This window comes from Actinomycetota bacterium (assembly GCA_041658565.1).
Taxonomy (GTDB): domain Bacteria; phylum Actinomycetota; class AC-67; order AC-67; family AC-67; genus JBAZZY01.
Genome location: JBAZZY010000002.1, coordinates 1 through 14,855, shown reverse-complemented (window position 1 = coordinate 14,855; position 14,855 = coordinate 1). Strand labels below are relative to the sequence as shown.

Here is a 14,855-nt window from a genome sequence, read left to right as displayed (position 1 = left end):
TCTCAGTGAACGGAACTACTCAGCCGTGGCCGACTCCTTCTTGCCGAACGGCGCCGTGACGCCCATGAGGACACCCAGCACCGCGAGCGCGACCGGAATGACCGCGACGGTGAGCGTCCCAGGCGCGATCACCTTGAAGATCATCAAGTCGACCATGAGGAACAGGCCGGTCAACAAGCCGGCGACGAACCCACGCACGGGATGGCCGCGCCGTTTCATGGTTTCCCCTTCCCTGCAGAGATGAGCATCGCGCCGAACGCGACCGTCAACGCGAGGCTCGCGAACCCCACGGGGCCGGCACCGCCGTCAAGAGTGACCTCGACGGAGCCGCTGCACATTCCCTCCTTGGCGACATGCGTGCCGAAGACCTTGATCTTCCCGCCGGGAACCCAAGAAGGGATCTCGTAGTGCTTCACGCCGCTCGACCCCTGCGTGTTGCGCAAGTTCTCCGAGGCCCACTTACCGACGGCGGGCTTGATGAAGCCGAAGTCGATTCCGACGCTTCCATGATGATCATGGCTGATCGGCGTCGTGCTGCCGCTCCATGCGGCGTTCCCCTCTTTCGGGAGTGTCACCGCAACGTCCTTGGCGTCGATCTCATACTTCTTGCCGTCGGACGACGTGATCGTCGCGTGTCCCTTGCATCCGACCGTGTTGGTCGTGAAGGACGCAAGCGCCGGCATCGACAGCGCGAGAATCACCCCCGGCACCCCGACCAGAACGGCGGTCGGGCGCAACTTCTGCTTCCATCTATGCATCGAGCGGACCTCCCTTGGAGACGTCCAGCAAATCGCGTCCACGCTACGACCGAGGGTGGATCAAATCAATGACTCAAGGATGTGCACTCGCGTCGCCAACCGCGCGAGTAGGCTGATTCAAAGACCCGGACCTCCACGGAGGGAACTCATGGCACACACCACGATCAGGGACGCCACCGGACAAGTAGAGGTTCAGACCGGAGCCGTCGTCTCCAAGGTCGTCCACCGCGACGACAACATCGACGTGACCGTCTTCGGATTCGATGCGGGCGAGGGCCTCACGGAACACACCGCCGCGCGCCCGGCGATCGTCCAGGTCCTGGCCGGACGGCTCCGGTTCACCGTCGAAGGAGAAGAGGTCGAGATGGTTCCCGGCACCTGGGTCCACATGGAGCCCGGCGCCGCGCATTCGTTGAAGGCCGTGGAGCCGTCAACCATGCTCCTCACCATGTTGCCGCCCTCCCGGAGCACCCCCTCCTCCTGATTCACCGATGTCCGAGCCGCCACACCCTTCACAAGGGCGCGGCACTTATGATAATATCGTCAATTGATAGAACTGTACTAAGGGAGCACGTAGTGAATCCGCAGGTCAACAGGCCTATTTCCGAGATCAAGGCTGAGCTGTTCAAGGCGCTCGCCCATCCGGCCCGCATCCGTACGCTCGAGCTTCTTGCGGAACGGCCGCGCTCCGTGGCGGAGCTTCTGCTCGAGACCGGGCTCGAAGCGTCGCATCTGTCCCAGCAACTCGCCGTGCTTCGACGCGCCGGATTGGTGAACGCGCACCGCGAAGGTTCGTCGTCGGTCTACGAGATATGCGACCCGCAGCTCGTCGACGTGCTCGCGGCTGCGAAGCGCGTCCTCATCAACTCACTTTCGAGCACGTACGACTTGCTCGAAGATCTGCGCGCGGCACGTCTTTGACGTCTCGAGTACGCAGACTGCTTCCAAGCCCCGGCGACTACGCAGGGTTTGCGCGGCATTGGCGAAACGATGCCGTCGCCGGCATCACCGTCGGAGTCGTTGCGCTTCCGCTTGCGCTCGCGTTCGGAGTGACCACCGGACTCGGCGCGCGCGCAGGACTGATCACCGCGATCATTGCCGGTCTTGTTGCGGGGCTCTTTGGAGGATCAAACGTTCAAGTATCCGGGCCGACCGGCGCGATGACGGTCGTCCTGGTTCCGGTCGTTATGCGATTCGGTGCCGACGCTGTGTTCGTGGTCGGCATCCTCGCCGGGATACTGATCGTCACCGCGGCGGTGACGGGGCTCGGCCGGTATCTAGCGTTCATCCCTTGGCCGGTGGTCGAAGGCTTCACCGTCGGGATCGCAACGATCATCTTCTTGCAGCAAGTACCCGCGGCCCTCGGCGTGATGAATCCGCCGCGAGGCAACACCGCCGCCGTCGCGCTCCGTGTCGTCGGTTCGTCCTTCAAGAACGGCAACGCTGCGGCAGCAATTCTCCTCGCCGTAGTTGTCGTCGTCATGGTGGTCGCGAATCGAATTCGGCACACCTTGCCAAGCTCGCTCATTGCGGTCGCCGCCGCAACGATCGTGGCGAAGCTGGCACACTTCGACGTGGCGCGCATCGGCACGCTGCCGCACTCGCTGCCGATACCGACGATCCCATCGTTTCACGGCGCAAGCAGTCTCCTGGGTCCCGCGCTCGCCGTCGCCGCCCTTGCGGCGCTCGAAAGCCTGCTATCGGCGAAGGTCGCGGATGGACTCGCCGACCTTCCTCGGCACGATCCCGACCGCGAACTCTTCGGCCAGGGACTCGCGAATCTTGTTTCGCCGTTGTTCGGCGGCATGCCGGCAACCGGCGCGATCGCGCGCACGGCGGTGAACGTGCGCGCCGGCGCGCGCACGCGCGCGGCAGCCATGTTCCACTCCCTCGTGCTCGTGCTCGTCGTGCTGTTCGCCGGAGGGTTGGTATCCCAGATCCCGCTCGCAGCCCTCGCCGGCGTGTTGATGGTCACCGCCGTCCACATGATCGAGCCTCTCAACGTGCGCGCGGTTGTGCGCGCCACGCGCTCCGACGCGATCGTTCTAGTCCTCACGGCGATAACGACGATCGCCTTCGATCTGATCTTCGCGGTCGAGGTCGGCATCGTCTCGGCATCCCTGCTTGCGCTTCGCAACATCGCGCGCACGAGCAGTGCCAGCATCGAGTCGTTCGACACGCCGCCCGAAGTCGACGGCGAAACCGAGGCGGCGCTCCTGCACGAACACATCGTCACGTACCGCATCGACGGGGCTTTGTTCTTCGGTGCCGCGCAGCGGTTCCTGACCGAGTTGAGCGCCGTGAGCGACGTTAAGGTCGTGATCCTGCGCCTGCCTCAGATGCAGATGCTCGATGCAACCGGCGCACACGCGCTCGGCGAGATCGTCACCAACCTGGAACGGCGCAAGATCACGGTACTGCTGAAAGGTCCGCGCGCCGCGCACATCCGGGTCATGGGTGCGGTAGGGGTCTTCGATCGACTGGCGTCGGAGGCGCACACGTTCTCAGCACTGGACGACGCCGTTCGTCACGCGCGCCTGCACGTAAGCCGGACACTGCACCCGCCCGCATCGCTCGTAGACGTGTTGTCGGGTGCAGACGTCATGGATTCGGCTGCCATGCGGGAAGATACGAGCTTGGGTCGGGTCAGATAAGCAGATAGACCTAACGAACCGCCTCTTTTCGTAGCGCCCACGGACAATAGGCACCGCCCCCTCTGGCGGGGGCCGCATGGCCCTCACGGTCCGGCAGAATGCGGTGCAGAGTCGCGACCACGGGAGGCATCGAACCGAGAATCCCACAGCGCATCCCCAGAAGGTCGCCGACCCTAAGCGCTGTACCAATGACCTACCCGTGCAACGAGGGAGAGTGCCCCATGCTTCGCAGGCTAGCCGCACTTGCCGCCATGTCCGCCCTGGTGTTGGTGCTCAGTGCTTCTCCGAGTCTGGCAAGTCCCGTGCGCCACGCCTCCTACCCGGCCACGGAGATCGCGGGCATGGACGGCCCAATCACCTGCGGCCCCACGTCGTACACCTTCACATCCGGAAGATTCTCCTTCGTGTTCCGCGATCTATCCGTCGGCGCACACATCAACCTCATCAACGTTCGGGCAAGGGATGGGGCAGGCGCCGCCTACAGAGTCGTCGGAGCGGAGACCTACTCCGACCCGACGCGGTTGGTGGGCAAGATCAGGTTCATCAGTCAAGGCGGCGGAGTCGCCGACAGTATCGACATCGTGGGGCACTTGAGCCCCAACGGCAGATTCCACTTCTTCGATTTCGGAACCTGCAGTTTCTAATTGACGCCGCTCGTGAGCGTGGTCCCGAGGGCAACAGTCCTCATCGATGTGGAAAGACCGTCGCAGCCCTAGTACTCGTGCGCTCCTACGGACCCATCATGCGCCAACCGGGGCGGCTCGCCCCGGTCCTGCCGAGGTTTCGGAACCTGCTGGGAGTATCGTTTCAGGCATGCTGAGAGCATTCACGCACGCACTCGAGGGAGACTGGCGCGCGCTCACCGACCTCACGAAGATCTCCGAGTCCCTAGAGGCGGGACTGCTCGTTTGGGCCGACGCCGACGTCGACCTGATCACGCGACAAGACATCGAGATGATCGCAACCGAACTCGGCCTGCATCCGCTTGCGGTTGAAGATGCGTTCAACGCCCGCCAGCGCCCGAAGTTCGAGTCATACGAGCACCATCTCTTCGTCGTCATGCACCAACTCGATATCGTCAGAGAGCAACTCGAGTCCCGGCAGATCGCCTGCTTCGCTGCCAAAGGCTTCGTCCTGACTCTGCACGCCGGCGCTTCGCGAATCGTCGATCTGGCCATGAAGCGGCGCTGGGGACAACTGCGAGATCACGCACACGGCTCTTCGTGGATCATGCACTCGCTGCTCGACACTCTGGTTGACGACTATCAAGCCTTGGCCGACGACATCGAACTGGAGGTCGAGCGACTTGAGGACGAGTTGCTGGGGAATCCCACGGCTTCGTCCGGCGCGCGCGTCTACTCGATCAAGCAGCGCCTGTCGCGACTTCGCCGGTATGCGTTTCCGGGCAGCCGCGCGCTGACCGAGTTCCTTGCCCGGGCCGACACACAAGTGGAGACGAAGGAGACGGCGAACTACTTCCGAGACGTGCTCGACCACATCATGCGGATCACCGATCAAGTTCGGAACGTGGACGACCTTCTCGACGCACTCCTCGAGCTCCGACGAACCGAGCAGTCCAACGCACTTAACGATGTCACAAAACGCCTGACAGGCTGGGCGGCGATTATCGCCGTCCCGACCTTCATTGCGAGCGTCTACGGGATGAACTTCGACCTCATCCCGAGTTCAGGCGGACGCGCCGGCTTCCTCTTCTCAGTCGGGCTGATGGCGGCGTCTGCCGCAGCCCTCTACGTCTATTTCCGGCGGCGCAAATTCATCTAAGAACGCCCGCTGGTTCGCTACTCCGACACGCAGCGGATCGCTTGGTAACCGTCGCACGCCGGACCGATCGCGGTAATGCCCGGCGGCGCCCCCACCACGGGAAGCGTGATGCGCGTCGGCTGTGTCGGCGAGAAGTGCAGCGTGTTCAGCGTGACCGGCGAATCCCCGGGCGTATACGAGTACTGCGAGTCCACAGCCGGCGGCGCCATCAGCTTGACGAGCAGCGTGTGACCCGGACGGAAGATGTGCGCAACCGGGAAGACCTCTACGAGGTACTGCTTGATCTCGCCCGGCGTGACGAAAGTCTGGCTCGAGTACGGCCGCATCGGACGGTACATGAAGGGCCCGCCCACGACCGGATCGATGCCGAAGTAGTCAGAATGGCCGGCGTCGATCGCATCAAAGCTCGCACGCTGCATTCCGCGCTGAAGGACGAGCATGTTGGTTCCACCGGGGAACTCGTCGATCACCTGAACGAACATGTCCGTGTCGATCCCGGTCGTCGACAGGAACAGGTTCGCGGTGATCGGCCCGTCGATAACGAGCGGCGCACCTTCCGGAACCGTGTAGCGGAACTCGAGTTCGTCAGGAGCATGCCGCGTGGTAGCCGGCGGTCCGGGGTTCTGTCCGGTGTCGCCTTGCACTTCAAAACTCCACGACTGCCGCTTTGTGCCGGACAGGTAGCTCGCGCTTCCCGCCGCCGTCGCCGCCGTCGTTGACAGAGTGCCCGACCCGGTCGTTGCGTCCACACCGTTCACAAAGAACGGCGTCCACGCCGTGTCCTCGCGCGGGAACGACGTGGAGTCCTTCGTTTCGTCGGTCGTGTTGTCGGTCTTCAACTCGAAGAGCGTCCGCACGCTGACTGGTGTCGCTCCCGGATCGAAACCGATTTCCTCGTAGTAGTTGTTGCCGTCGGGGATGCCCATCCAGTGGTCGATCCACGCCTTGCGGTCTTTCCAGACCTGCTCCGGAGCGACGTTGGTGCCGTGGTTTCCGTTCGTCATCAGCAGCCGCTTTGGAAGACCCGCGGGGATCTGCTCCCAGAAGTGCTCGAAGCGCGGGCCGGTCTGCTCATCCTGGAACGTGCCCGTTGCCATGTACGGGCGGTTGATCTTGCTCACCAGCGTGATGAGCGAGCGCGCGCGGAACCACTCGCTGTCTGTCTGCCCGAGGCCGTGCACAAGCGGGTCGTCGAGCACATTGCGGCGATGCGTCGCCATGTTCGCCGCGCACTGTTGCGCGAGGGCGGGCCGGTCGCGCAGGTTGCGCACGAGGCCTTGCGCGCTCGCCCCGGCGACGTCGTACGCGTTCCGCAGGCCGAGGTTCCACTCCGGTGGGAACAACCCGTTGAAGATCCCGCCCGGATACGTGATGCCGCGGTAGAGGTCGTCGATCAAGCCGGACAGCGAGGACACCACGAGGGACGGCGGCTGCGTCTCCGCGATAAAGGTCGCCGTGATGCCGCTGTAGGAGTGACCGATCAGCCCGACCTTTCCGTTCGACTTCCACGACGGGTGCTGCGCGTCGCGGACGATGTAGTCCTCGATCAACTCGTAGCCGTCGAGCGCGCTGCGGCTGGAGAACAGATCGAACTCGCCGCCGGAGCACCCTGTGCCGCGGACCGAGGCGTGGATCACGAAGTAATCGTCGTGGTAGTGCGTGCCCATCGCGATTGCGTCGCTATCTTCAGCAAGCGGCGGTTCCGGTGGGTTGCCGTAGTCGCCGTTCTCGCCGTACCAGTCGCGCAGTTGCCCGGTCGTGGTGCGCCCGGTGCAGTGCGGGTACCCATCCGGATCGAAAGTGATGCCTTGGGAGCCGTTCTCGTACCCGGCCATCTCAAGGATCGCCGGGTAGCTCTTCGAAGGGTCATAGTTGTTGGGGTAGCACGTCGTGAACGCGATCGAGGTGCCGTCGCTCACCGAATAGAAGTCGGTCGGACCGCCCTGCATACCGTCGAGAGGGTTCTGGTCCTCTGCGGACGCTACTTGGATGCCGAGTCCCGCGGCGAGAATCGAAATCGCACAGAGCGCGCGGCGCGCGCGAGTTGCTTTGAGCATTGTGGTCAGCCTCCTCTTGCTGCAGCGTCCTAGGGCGCACCCTCGTTCACGATCGGCGCGTAGGGCCTGCACGGTTGGTTGCGCAGGCTCGGACACGGCGGCAGCGGTGTCGGCGCCTTGAAGCCCGGAACGACCGGCAACACCAAGGCTGACGGTTGAGACGGCGAATACGCGATCGAGACCTCCGGCGTTCCGCTCGGCACCGTCCGACCGAATGACCAGACGGGCTGCGCGCCGTTGGGAGCAGCGATGGTCACACGGATGCGCGACCCCGCGCGGTACATGTGGCCCTGGTAGTACAGCGGGATAGCAACCGGAACGAAACTGCCGCTCGGCATGGGCATGACGTCCGAAGCCAGGAAGGTCGGGATCGGAGAGAGCAACGTGCCCGGCCGCTTGAACAGGTTGTTGGAATCGGTCGAGAGCTTGCGCTCGCTCGCGCGCATGTAGCCGTTCTGAACGAACGTCTCGTTGCCGTCCGGGCGGACCTCGCTGATCGTTGCCTGAAGGTCCACGTCGTCGGTCGACGACTTCACTTGAACGTACACCGCGCCGGCGCCGAGGACGGTGGTGTCAACTGCCAGAGGCTCCGACACGTACGAAACGGCCGTTCCCGCGGAATTCGGCTTCCAGTTCCACTTCCACTGTGACGCGTTACCCCACAGGCCTCCGCCACCGGTACCGCCCGTGTAGTTGGTCAAAGGCAGTGCACTCGCGTCGGAGGTGTACTGGTCGGCGCCCGCGCTCACCGGGAGCCGGTCCGAGAGCGAACCGTCCGGTCCGAAGTACCAAGTCTGTGCGGCAGTTCCGGGGACGGGGAACGTAGAGAAGGACCGCTCGAACCCGGGATAGGGATCCCCCGGGATAGCGCTTCCCGTCGGCGAGGTACCGGCGCCGTTGTCGAACAGCACGCGCACCGGCGGCAACTTCTCGAACGCGGCAAGCGCCATTTCATACGTGGGCATCATCTGGATGGGATCCGGCGGCAACGTGACCACGTCGTCCTGAGGAAGCCCCATGGCCGCCTGGAAGACGACCGGTGCGGCTGCCCGGACGACTGCCTGGTTGACGATCGGTGCCCTGTTGGCAACGTACAACTCCAGGAAGTCGTACCAGCGGTTGTACGTCTCCGGGTCCAGCGAGTCGATGTGAGCGCCGTTGGTGAAGGTGAACCACTTCTTGTCCGTGCCGGTGAAGTTCGCGAAGAGCTCCGGGCAGTGACCACCGGTCTGCTCGTCCTGCCACTGGCAGGCCATGAACGTCGGCACATTGATCTTGTGGACGAAGGTCACCGGATCCAGCGGGTCGGCGACCGGCGGGTTGTAAAGAGTGTTGGCCTCGATCTTGGCCATCAGGTCGGTCGCCTCGCCGTGCAACACCTGGTTCGCAGCGCACGTCGCGTCGCCGGCGGCAATCTGTGTGTTTGCCCAACCCTGCCCGTCCGGCGCGGGCCGTGCTTCCTTCTGGCGCTCTTGCGCCCAGGAAACGGCAAAGCCGGTGTTGAGGATGCCTCCGGGAAGCAGCGTCGTCGCCGTGGCGTCGATAACCGACATCGGAGAGATCGCGGCAAGGTGGGGAGGGTTGTTCTGCGCGGTGAACAACTGGCTGATGCCGCCGTACGAGATGCCCATCATGCCGACCTTGTTGCCGAGCACCCACGGCTGGTTGGCGATCGTCTCGATCACGTCGTATCCGTCCAGGCCCTGCAGCGGCTCGAAGAAGTCGAAGGCGCCGCCCGAGCAACCCGTCCCGCGCATGTTCACGTCCACGACCGCGTAACCCATGAGATTCGCGAGGATTGCAATGCCACTGTGCGGTCCCGCGGGATCGGCATACCCGTATCCCGAATACTCGATCAGCGTTGGGTACGGCGGAAGGTAGTCGGGTCCGTTCGGGAGCGAGGTTCCCGCCGGTACGCCGGGGAAGCCCGCCGGGCTTGTAGGCGGATGCACGGTGAGGGCGAGTTGCGTCCCGTCCCGGGTGGTGAGGTAGGAGTAGCCGTTGTCCGAGATGGGCTGCTGGTAAATGCTCGGATCCCAGGGTGCCGGGTCAGTGTTATGCACCGTGAGCGGGTCCGACAGAGTCCCATCGGAGTCCAGGCGCGCGCGGTACCCGGTACCGGGCGGAACGTCGCGGAACAGGAGCCCACCCAGCGGGTTGGCATTCTGCGTGTAGAGGACCTCCCCGTCGGGAGTGATGAGCGACATCTGCGCGCCGGGCTCGAGACCGGTGACGTACACCTGCTCGACACTTCCGGCCGCATTGAAGCCGGCCGACGACGCGCCCGCGCCTGCCAACGAACTGATGACAAGCAGGGCGCTCAAACCAATCGCCACCGCGCGCGCCGTGCGCGCGCCCACAGAACTCTTCCTCACCCGTGCGCCATCCAACATCCCGCAGCCCCCTCCACCGGCCCCGCGCAACGCACGAGACCACATCACCGACTCTCAGGACGCAGGTTCGACGCGATTCCTCCATATCCTTTTTGTCCCGCCAGGTGCGACGCGTCTAAGGACCGGCAAGAAGACCGATCGATCCTCCAAAGCGTCTCGACCAGGCTCATCAGCGCTTGACGTCATTCGGCGGTGATGTACAAGATATACATCATGCGTCGAACCCAGATCTACCTCGAAGACGATCAAGACACGCGACTGTCGCGACGCGCGGCGAGTTCGGGCGTGACCAAGTCCACGCTGATCCGCGAAGCGATCGATTCCTTCTTGGACGCGCCCTCGGACGAGTCCACCCGCCTAGCCCGCTTCCGCGCTGCGCTGGATGACGTCGTGGCATCTCCGGTCGATTCACTGCCGGATGGCCGTTCGTACGTCGAATCCATCCGCGCCGGCGACGTACGACGACAGGATGAGATCGAGCGGCGCCGCCGATGAGCGTGCTGTTCGACACTTCTGTCGTCATCGATCTACTGCGGGGCTTCGCGCCCGCGATCGCCTACGCGCGAGGATTGAACGAGCCGCCTACGTGCTCTGAAGTCACGCGCGTTGAGGTGCTTCGGGGCATGCGCAGCGCCGAAAGGACCGTGACCGAGCGGTTGTTCGGATCCTTCCGCTGGGCGGACGTCGATGAGCCTGTCGCACGTCGCGCAGGAGAACTCGGACGCAAGTGGAGACGAAGCCATCCGGGCATCGCCACTGCCGACCTCGTCATCGCCGCCACCGCTGAGGAGCTTGGGCTCGCGCTGGGGACCCTCAACACGAAGCACTTCCCAATGTTCGCCGGCCTGCGTCAACCTTATCGGACGTAGGCGGTCACGAGACAGGGACCACATCGCCTCCGACAACTTCGGCTCCGCAAGATCAACCTCGATCGAACTGAATGCTTCCGGCGGCAATGCACCCTCAGAGTAAGTACCGAGTATGGCTTGACTGCCGATGACGAGGGCCTCCGTGGTTTCGGCGATTTGGCACGCTGCCCGCAGGACATGCTCGAGTTAGCGGCGGCGCATGCCTAGGCGGCCCGCGTCGCCTGGTGGAAGGCCTCCAGCGCCTTGCACCTCTCAGTCTGGGACAGCACTCCGGCGAACGGGCTGTTCTGCCGCAGCTCCAAAGCGCTCGGTGATTTCGAAACGAGGAAATCCATGAGGGAGGTGAGCGGTCCGTCCAGCAACGTTTGCCACGCGTCGAATTGGGCTTGCACGCGACCCCGGGTATGCACCTCACGAAGGCGCCCTAGATTTCGTCGCGCCTGGCCGAGCACCCGTGACGGATTGAGCGCGAGTTTCCCCGCAACTGCGCGGTGTAGCCACAAGCTCCGCTCCTGATCAGGCGACAGTTCCAGCGACCGTTCCTGGATTGCTTCTACAGCGCGGCGCGAAACCCGACGATGCGCCCCCACCTTCTGATAGCTCAGCCGCCCGCTGGTGCAGAGATCGACGACGTGCTGCCGAGACGTCCCCAGCAGCTTGGCCGCCTGCCCGGTTGTCAGCAGGTCGTCAACCGTGGTGTATCCAGTGCGAGGCATGGCTGCATGGTATTCCATAAACACCAAAAACGCAACCACAGGGAACCGGGCAGCCCTTTGCAGCACGCGTGCCTCGGCACCGGAGGTCCCGCCTGCACGTTGACTTTCCCACATCGGTTGTAGAGAACTCCATTCATGCAGCAGAAGTTGGCGTTTACGTGTGCCCTGATCAAACGGACCCCGCTGCTGATCTTGGATGAGCCGACATTAGGTCTCGATGTCGAAGGGGCTCTTCGTGGTCCTGAGTGGACGACTCTCAAACCATGCGTTTCGGGAGGGCTTGCAGGACTTCCACCAGGGGAAACTGGCCGATTGAAGCGTTCCGATCCGTCCCCCCTGAACAGGCAGAGACGGTGTTCCGCGCAACTGAGCGGACGGAGTTCGAACCACCGTCTTCACCCCTGACGTGAATGATCACGGGGGTGCCCTCGACGCGCGGGATCGCACCGGGGTCGATCGTTGCGCCGCCTCAGATCCTGCCGGGCCTAGGAACGCGGAAGCTCGGTCACCGGATGTGTCGGAGTGAAGTCACGGTTGGACGGTGCGCCAACCTCAATTGCCTGAATCCGAGTAGGTCCCCCCGGCGAGTCGGCCGCCCAGAACAGGACCGCGCCGGTCCCCAAATCGAGGCACTGCTCGACGGTTCCCTGCGCGTACGAAGGTGACCACGTCGCGCAGACGGCCGACCTTCCTGCAATGGTCTTTCGACCCTTCGAGACGAACCCAGGGAGCGTCTTGAGGTTCTTGAACGCATCCAACCCCTGCGAGAAGAGGCCGAGCCCGGCGCCCAGGGCGCTCGACACCCCTTCCATCTCCGGCATCCTCCCCCCCTCGAGCGTCTTCGCCGCCGGCTCCGTCGCGTAGTAGCTGACGTTCTCGAGCGCGTCGTCGGTGCTGCGGCGCACGAACTCCGCGAGGCGCTCGATCTCCTTCGTCTTGAGCAGGAACGAGATGAGGAGTCAAGAGGAAAGCAGGGTGAGGGGTGGAGACTTTCAGTTGGCCACCAGTGGAGGCTTTCACTTGGCCGTTGACAAGCGGCCGGAACAAAAGGCTGAACAAAAGGCTGAACAAAAGGCTGGTCGTGGCCCAGGACGGACGTATCTCAAACGGGACAAACCGCAGGCTGCGTCGTCATCCGGAACATAGATTGCGAACCCGGCGTGAATTGCGCGCGCGGCCGTGCTGATCTACATCAAGTTGTCGCCCAGAAGGTGCTTTGTCGACCACCCCAACTAGGCCGTTCCGAAGAACCATGGGCTCGCGTACGCGCACGCGCCCCCGTTGTCGAAGGGCGCACGCGCAAGAGGATGGTTGGGGCGCTCCGGATCGATGATCCGAAGGAACATCCACGCGCCGTTCGGCTGCGCCGTGAACGTGACCGGCAGGTCACCGGACGGGACGGTGACCGGAATCACGTCCAACAGGCGCGGTCCGTCACTCCCGGGACCAACGACCTCCACCAACAGCGACTTGCCGGCCCAGTCGGGCCCCCGATCGATGTCGAGCGCGATGCTGACCGGGTCCGATCCCGAAGGCAACGAGGAGCCCATCGGTACGCCGTTCGCGGTGGCGTCGAGCCGCAGCGCGGCCTCGACGGTCGCGAAGCTGCGCTTGGACTGAATGGCACGCCGCACCCCTTCGCGGCTGACCTCGTCGACCCACAGTCCTCCGCGGCCCTTCCCGAGTTGGCCGTAGGTCCCGGAGTGCTCGTCGCTGACGCCGGTGAATCCCACGCGCCACCCGGCGTTGAGGCAGGCGTTGAAGGGATTCGGCAACCCCTTGTCGGCGCCGTACCAGAAGTAATCCGGATCACTGTTGATCGGGTTGAAGGCCTCCATCAAGACGATGTGTTGCGCGGCGCCCGCGTGATATGTGAACGCCCCGAAGTTGCCGAAGTACCCAGGGTGATTGAAGCTCGCGAGTGCATCGTTCCCGCCCCCGAACGGCAGGCTCCCCGGCTCCGAGGATAGCCAGTCATAGAACGGCGTGATCAGAGCGGTGTCGGGCGCGCTCTCAAACTGGTCGGTGATGGGCTGCAACGGTGGGAACACCCGATCCATCTCCGAGATCTCGCGTGCGGTGACGAGCGCGCCCTCGTGCGCGGGATCAGTGAAGTCCTTGCCGAACCAAACATTGATGTGACCGACGGTCGGCGTGCTGTATTCGAACCCGCGGAACGAAACGAAGGAGCCGGGCTCATACGCGCTGTCGGCGATTGCGGCCATCGCTCGCCAATCGCTCTCATTGATGCCCGTGACGAAGCGACAGTCGCCCTCGTGCCAGTCGGAACAGGTGACCTCGCCGTGGTTCTTGCCCGAGACCGCGTGTTCGGTCATACACGCGACGTCGATGCCGGCCGCGCGGATCTGATGCAGCGCGCGCCCAGGGGTTCCCTGCGCGTCGCCGGAGATGAGACTGTGGTTGTGCAGGTCCGTGTGCACGACGATGAGGGATCCACCGAGCCGCGATAGGCGGGATGCGCCGGTCGCGTCCGAAAGTCCGCCAAGGGTCGATGCAAGAGACGGGCGCATCGCCAACCCACCGGTCAGCACGGCGAGCGCCTTCAGAAATCCGCGTCGCTCCATGCCCGGTTTGTTTCGAGGGTTGCCGTCGGATACCTGCCGCGATGCGAGGGTTTTTCGGTCCGGCAGACGCATGTTGGCGGCTGCCTCATGCCGCGCATCCGGTCGCGCGCAGATCACTGGACTGCGCCCGCCCCGAGGATCCCGGCACGGAGATGTTGCACTTCGAATGAAAGTAGATGGACAGCCTGTTCGCGACCGGCATTTCCGCAATGATGTACGGCACGTTCCCACCGTAGACCGGATCACCCGACTCCGCGGCCTTGACGGGGTCCCAGAACCCTTGGCTGAGGTTGTGCCGGTCGGCCGAGTCGTCGAAGACCGACGCGGTGAGACGCCCGTAGGCATCCTGCGCCGTCGCCGGATCGTCGGCGCCCTTGAGGTATCGGTCGAGCCACGCGATGGTGTAGTAGACGGCGACGGTCTCGCCGTAGCGGTTGCCCGAGGGTTCGCCGGGCACGAAATCGAGGTGGGCGGTAGCCCGAAGCGCGATCTTCATGCTGTCAACGCCGGCCGCGCTTACGATCTCGTATTCCCGGCCACGCCCTCCCGGCCCGAGTGGATCCGGCGCCTCCCGGTACGGCTCAGGCTGGCACACCGGATTCGCTTGGCAGGCGTAGTCGGTGATGAAGAACAGCGTCGGAGGTATCGTCAAATGTTGTGGAACGCGTAGCGTGAATCACGCGGCGTCCTTCCCCTTCGTTGCTTCTCGTTCAACCAACTTGCCGTTCACGAACTTCGCGCCTGCACGCACGAGCGCAACCAGATGAGGTGCGTTGACCTTTCTCCATCTCCCTTCCGCGGCCTCGAGCAGCTTGAACACCATCGCCATCCCCGCCTCGCGCGACCCCGGTCCCTTCGTCACGTTGGTCCGTGCACGCACGGGAGCGAACGTCGACTCGATCGCGTTGGACGTCCGCAGGTGGATCCAATGCTCGGCGGGGAAGTCGTAGAACGCGAGCAGGTTCTCCCGGTCCTTGGTGATCTTGGCGACGGCCTTGGGCCACTTCGCGAAGTCCTCGATGAACCGGTCCATCGCCTTGG

The 14,855-nt window shown here is 64.1% G+C and carries 16 protein-coding genes and 1 pseudogene; 8 read left to right on the top strand and 9 right to left on the bottom strand.

The genetic code is table 11. The features are described 5' to 3' along the window. Positions 1 to 15: 15 nt before the first annotated feature. Both WDA27_02255 and WDA27_02250 read right to left on the bottom strand, forming a co-directional pair. Positions 16 to 219, bottom strand: a complete 204-nt coding sequence (locus tag WDA27_02255; protein MFA5889769.1) for a hypothetical protein — start codon at positions 217 to 219, stop codon at positions 16 to 18. Next, a complete protein-coding gene (locus tag WDA27_02250) occupies positions 216 to 758 on the bottom strand; it encodes a hypothetical protein (protein ID MFA5889768.1) in 543 nt (180 codons plus the stop codon). Before WDA27_02250 ends, WDA27_02255 begins: the two co-directional genes overlap by 4 nt. 148 nt (positions 759 to 906) lie before the next feature. On the opposite strand from WDA27_02250, the gene WDA27_02245 reads away from it, so the two are divergent. The 5 genes from WDA27_02245 to WDA27_02225 all read left to right on the top strand — a co-directional run bounded on the left by WDA27_02245 (position 907) and on the right by WDA27_02225 (position 5,194). Then, a complete protein-coding gene (locus WDA27_02245; GenBank protein MFA5889767.1) occupies positions 907 to 1,242 on the top strand; it encodes a cupin domain-containing protein in 336 nt (111 codons plus the stop codon). Positions 1,243 to 1,334: 92 nt separating this feature from the next. Next, positions 1,335 to 1,679, top strand: coding sequence for a metalloregulator ArsR/SmtB family transcription factor (locus WDA27_02240; protein ID MFA5889766.1), 345 nt, complete (start codon positions 1,335 to 1,337; stop codon positions 1,677 to 1,679). After that, the gene (locus WDA27_02235; protein MFA5889765.1) at positions 1,676 to 3,412 is read left to right on the top strand and encodes a SulP family inorganic anion transporter; all 1,737 of its coding nucleotides are present in this window, start codon (positions 1,676 to 1,678) and stop codon (positions 3,410 to 3,412) included. The genes WDA27_02240 and WDA27_02235 overlap by 4 nt, the downstream gene beginning before the upstream one ends. A 221-nt stretch (positions 3,413 to 3,633) precedes the next feature. Further along, the gene (locus tag WDA27_02230; protein ID MFA5889764.1) at positions 3,634 to 4,056 is read left to right on the top strand and encodes a hypothetical protein; all 423 of its coding nucleotides are present in this window, start codon (positions 3,634 to 3,636) and stop codon (positions 4,054 to 4,056) included. A 169-nt stretch (positions 4,057 to 4,225) separates the two neighbouring features. Further along, on the top strand, positions 4,226 to 5,194 hold the full coding sequence (locus WDA27_02225; protein ID MFA5889763.1) for a magnesium transporter CorA family protein: 969 nt from the start codon (positions 4,226 to 4,228) through the stop codon (positions 5,192 to 5,194). Between the two features lie 17 nt (positions 5,195 to 5,211). Here WDA27_02225 and WDA27_02220 read toward each other — a convergent pair whose 3' ends face one another. Together WDA27_02220 and WDA27_02215 are read right to left on the bottom strand one after the other, a co-directional pair. After that, on the bottom strand, positions 5,212 to 7,251 hold the full coding sequence (locus WDA27_02220; protein MFA5889762.1) for a CocE/NonD family hydrolase: 2,040 nt from the start codon (positions 7,249 to 7,251) through the stop codon (positions 5,212 to 5,214). Between the two features lie 29 nt (positions 7,252 to 7,280). Next, complete coding sequence (locus WDA27_02215; protein ID MFA5889761.1) at positions 7,281 to 9,626, bottom strand: CocE/NonD family hydrolase; 2,346 nt, start codon at positions 9,624 to 9,626, stop codon at positions 7,281 to 7,283. A 231-nt stretch (positions 9,627 to 9,857) separates the two neighbouring features. On the opposite strand from WDA27_02215, the gene WDA27_02210 reads away from it, so the two are divergent. Then, entirely contained in the window at positions 9,858 to 10,139 is a 282-nt protein-coding gene (locus WDA27_02210) for a CopG family transcriptional regulator (GenBank protein MFA5889760.1), read from the top strand. Beyond that, positions 10,136 to 10,513 (top strand): type II toxin-antitoxin system VapC family toxin, encoded by a 378-nt coding sequence (locus WDA27_02205; protein MFA5889759.1) that lies wholly within the window; start codon positions 10,136 to 10,138, stop codon positions 10,511 to 10,513. Before WDA27_02210 ends, WDA27_02205 begins: the two co-directional genes overlap by 4 nt. A 203-nt stretch (positions 10,514 to 10,716) precedes the next feature. On the opposite strand, the gene WDA27_02200 is transcribed toward WDA27_02205, so the two are convergent. Beyond that, positions 10,717 to 11,229, bottom strand: a complete 513-nt coding sequence (locus WDA27_02200; protein ID MFA5889758.1) for a helix-turn-helix domain-containing protein — start codon at positions 11,227 to 11,229, stop codon at positions 10,717 to 10,719. Positions 11,230 to 11,364: 135 nt separating this feature from the next. Between WDA27_02200 and WDA27_02195 the strand changes: the two are divergent. Then, a pseudogene (locus tag WDA27_02195) lies at positions 11,365 to 11,460 on the top strand (ABC transporter ATP-binding protein). Between the two features lie 254 nt (positions 11,461 to 11,714). Here WDA27_02195 and WDA27_02190 read toward each other — a convergent pair. The 4 genes from WDA27_02190 to WDA27_02175 form a co-directional block, all read right to left on the bottom strand. Then, positions 11,715 to 12,134, bottom strand: coding sequence for a hypothetical protein (locus WDA27_02190; GenBank protein MFA5889757.1), 420 nt, complete (start codon positions 12,132 to 12,134; stop codon positions 11,715 to 11,717). 327 nt (positions 12,135 to 12,461) lie between these two features. Next, entirely contained in the window at positions 12,462 to 13,814 is a 1,353-nt protein-coding gene (locus tag WDA27_02185) for a DUF3604 domain-containing protein (GenBank protein MFA5889756.1), read from the bottom strand. An 85-nt stretch (positions 13,815 to 13,899) separates the two neighbouring features. Next, complete coding sequence (locus tag WDA27_02180; GenBank protein MFA5889755.1) at positions 13,900 to 14,466, bottom strand: hypothetical protein; 567 nt, start codon at positions 14,464 to 14,466, stop codon at positions 13,900 to 13,902. Between the two features lie 24 nt (positions 14,467 to 14,490). Then, positions 14,491 to 14,855, bottom strand: a 365-nt coding sequence (locus WDA27_02175; protein ID MFA5889754.1) for a transposase, incomplete at its 5' end; no start/stop codon positions are given.

Excerpts from the sequence above, each read along its gene's own strand:
- WDA27_02185 (MFA5889756.1), bottom strand. The coding sequence starts at position 13,814 with ATGGAGCGACGCGGATTTCTGAAGGCGCTCGCCGTGCTGACCGGTGGG.
- WDA27_02230 (MFA5889764.1), top strand. The coding sequence starts at position 3,634 with ATGCTTCGCAGGCTAGCCGCACTTGCCGCCATGTCCGCCCTGGTGTTG.
- WDA27_02210 (MFA5889760.1), top strand. The coding sequence starts at position 9,858 with ATGCGTCGAACCCAGATCTACCTCGAAGACGATCAAGACACGCGACTG.
- WDA27_02255 (MFA5889769.1), bottom strand. The coding sequence starts at position 219 with ATGAAACGGCGCGGCCATCCCGTGCGTGGGTTCGTCGCCGGCTTGTTG.
- WDA27_02200 (MFA5889758.1), bottom strand. The coding sequence starts at position 11,229 with ATGCCTCGCACTGGATACACCACGGTTGACGACCTGCTGACAACCGGG.
- WDA27_02220 (MFA5889762.1), bottom strand. The coding sequence starts at position 7,251 with ATGCTCAAAGCAACTCGCGCGCGCCGCGCGCTCTGTGCGATTTCGATT.
- WDA27_02225 (MFA5889763.1), top strand. The coding sequence starts at position 4,226 with ATGCTGAGAGCATTCACGCACGCACTCGAGGGAGACTGGCGCGCGCTC.
- WDA27_02245 (MFA5889767.1), top strand. The coding sequence starts at position 907 with ATGGCACACACCACGATCAGGGACGCCACCGGACAAGTAGAGGTTCAG.
- WDA27_02205 (MFA5889759.1), top strand. The coding sequence starts at position 10,136 with ATGAGCGTGCTGTTCGACACTTCTGTCGTCATCGATCTACTGCGGGGC.
- WDA27_02250 (MFA5889768.1), bottom strand. The coding sequence starts at position 758 with ATGCATAGATGGAAGCAGAAGTTGCGCCCGACCGCCGTTCTGGTCGGG.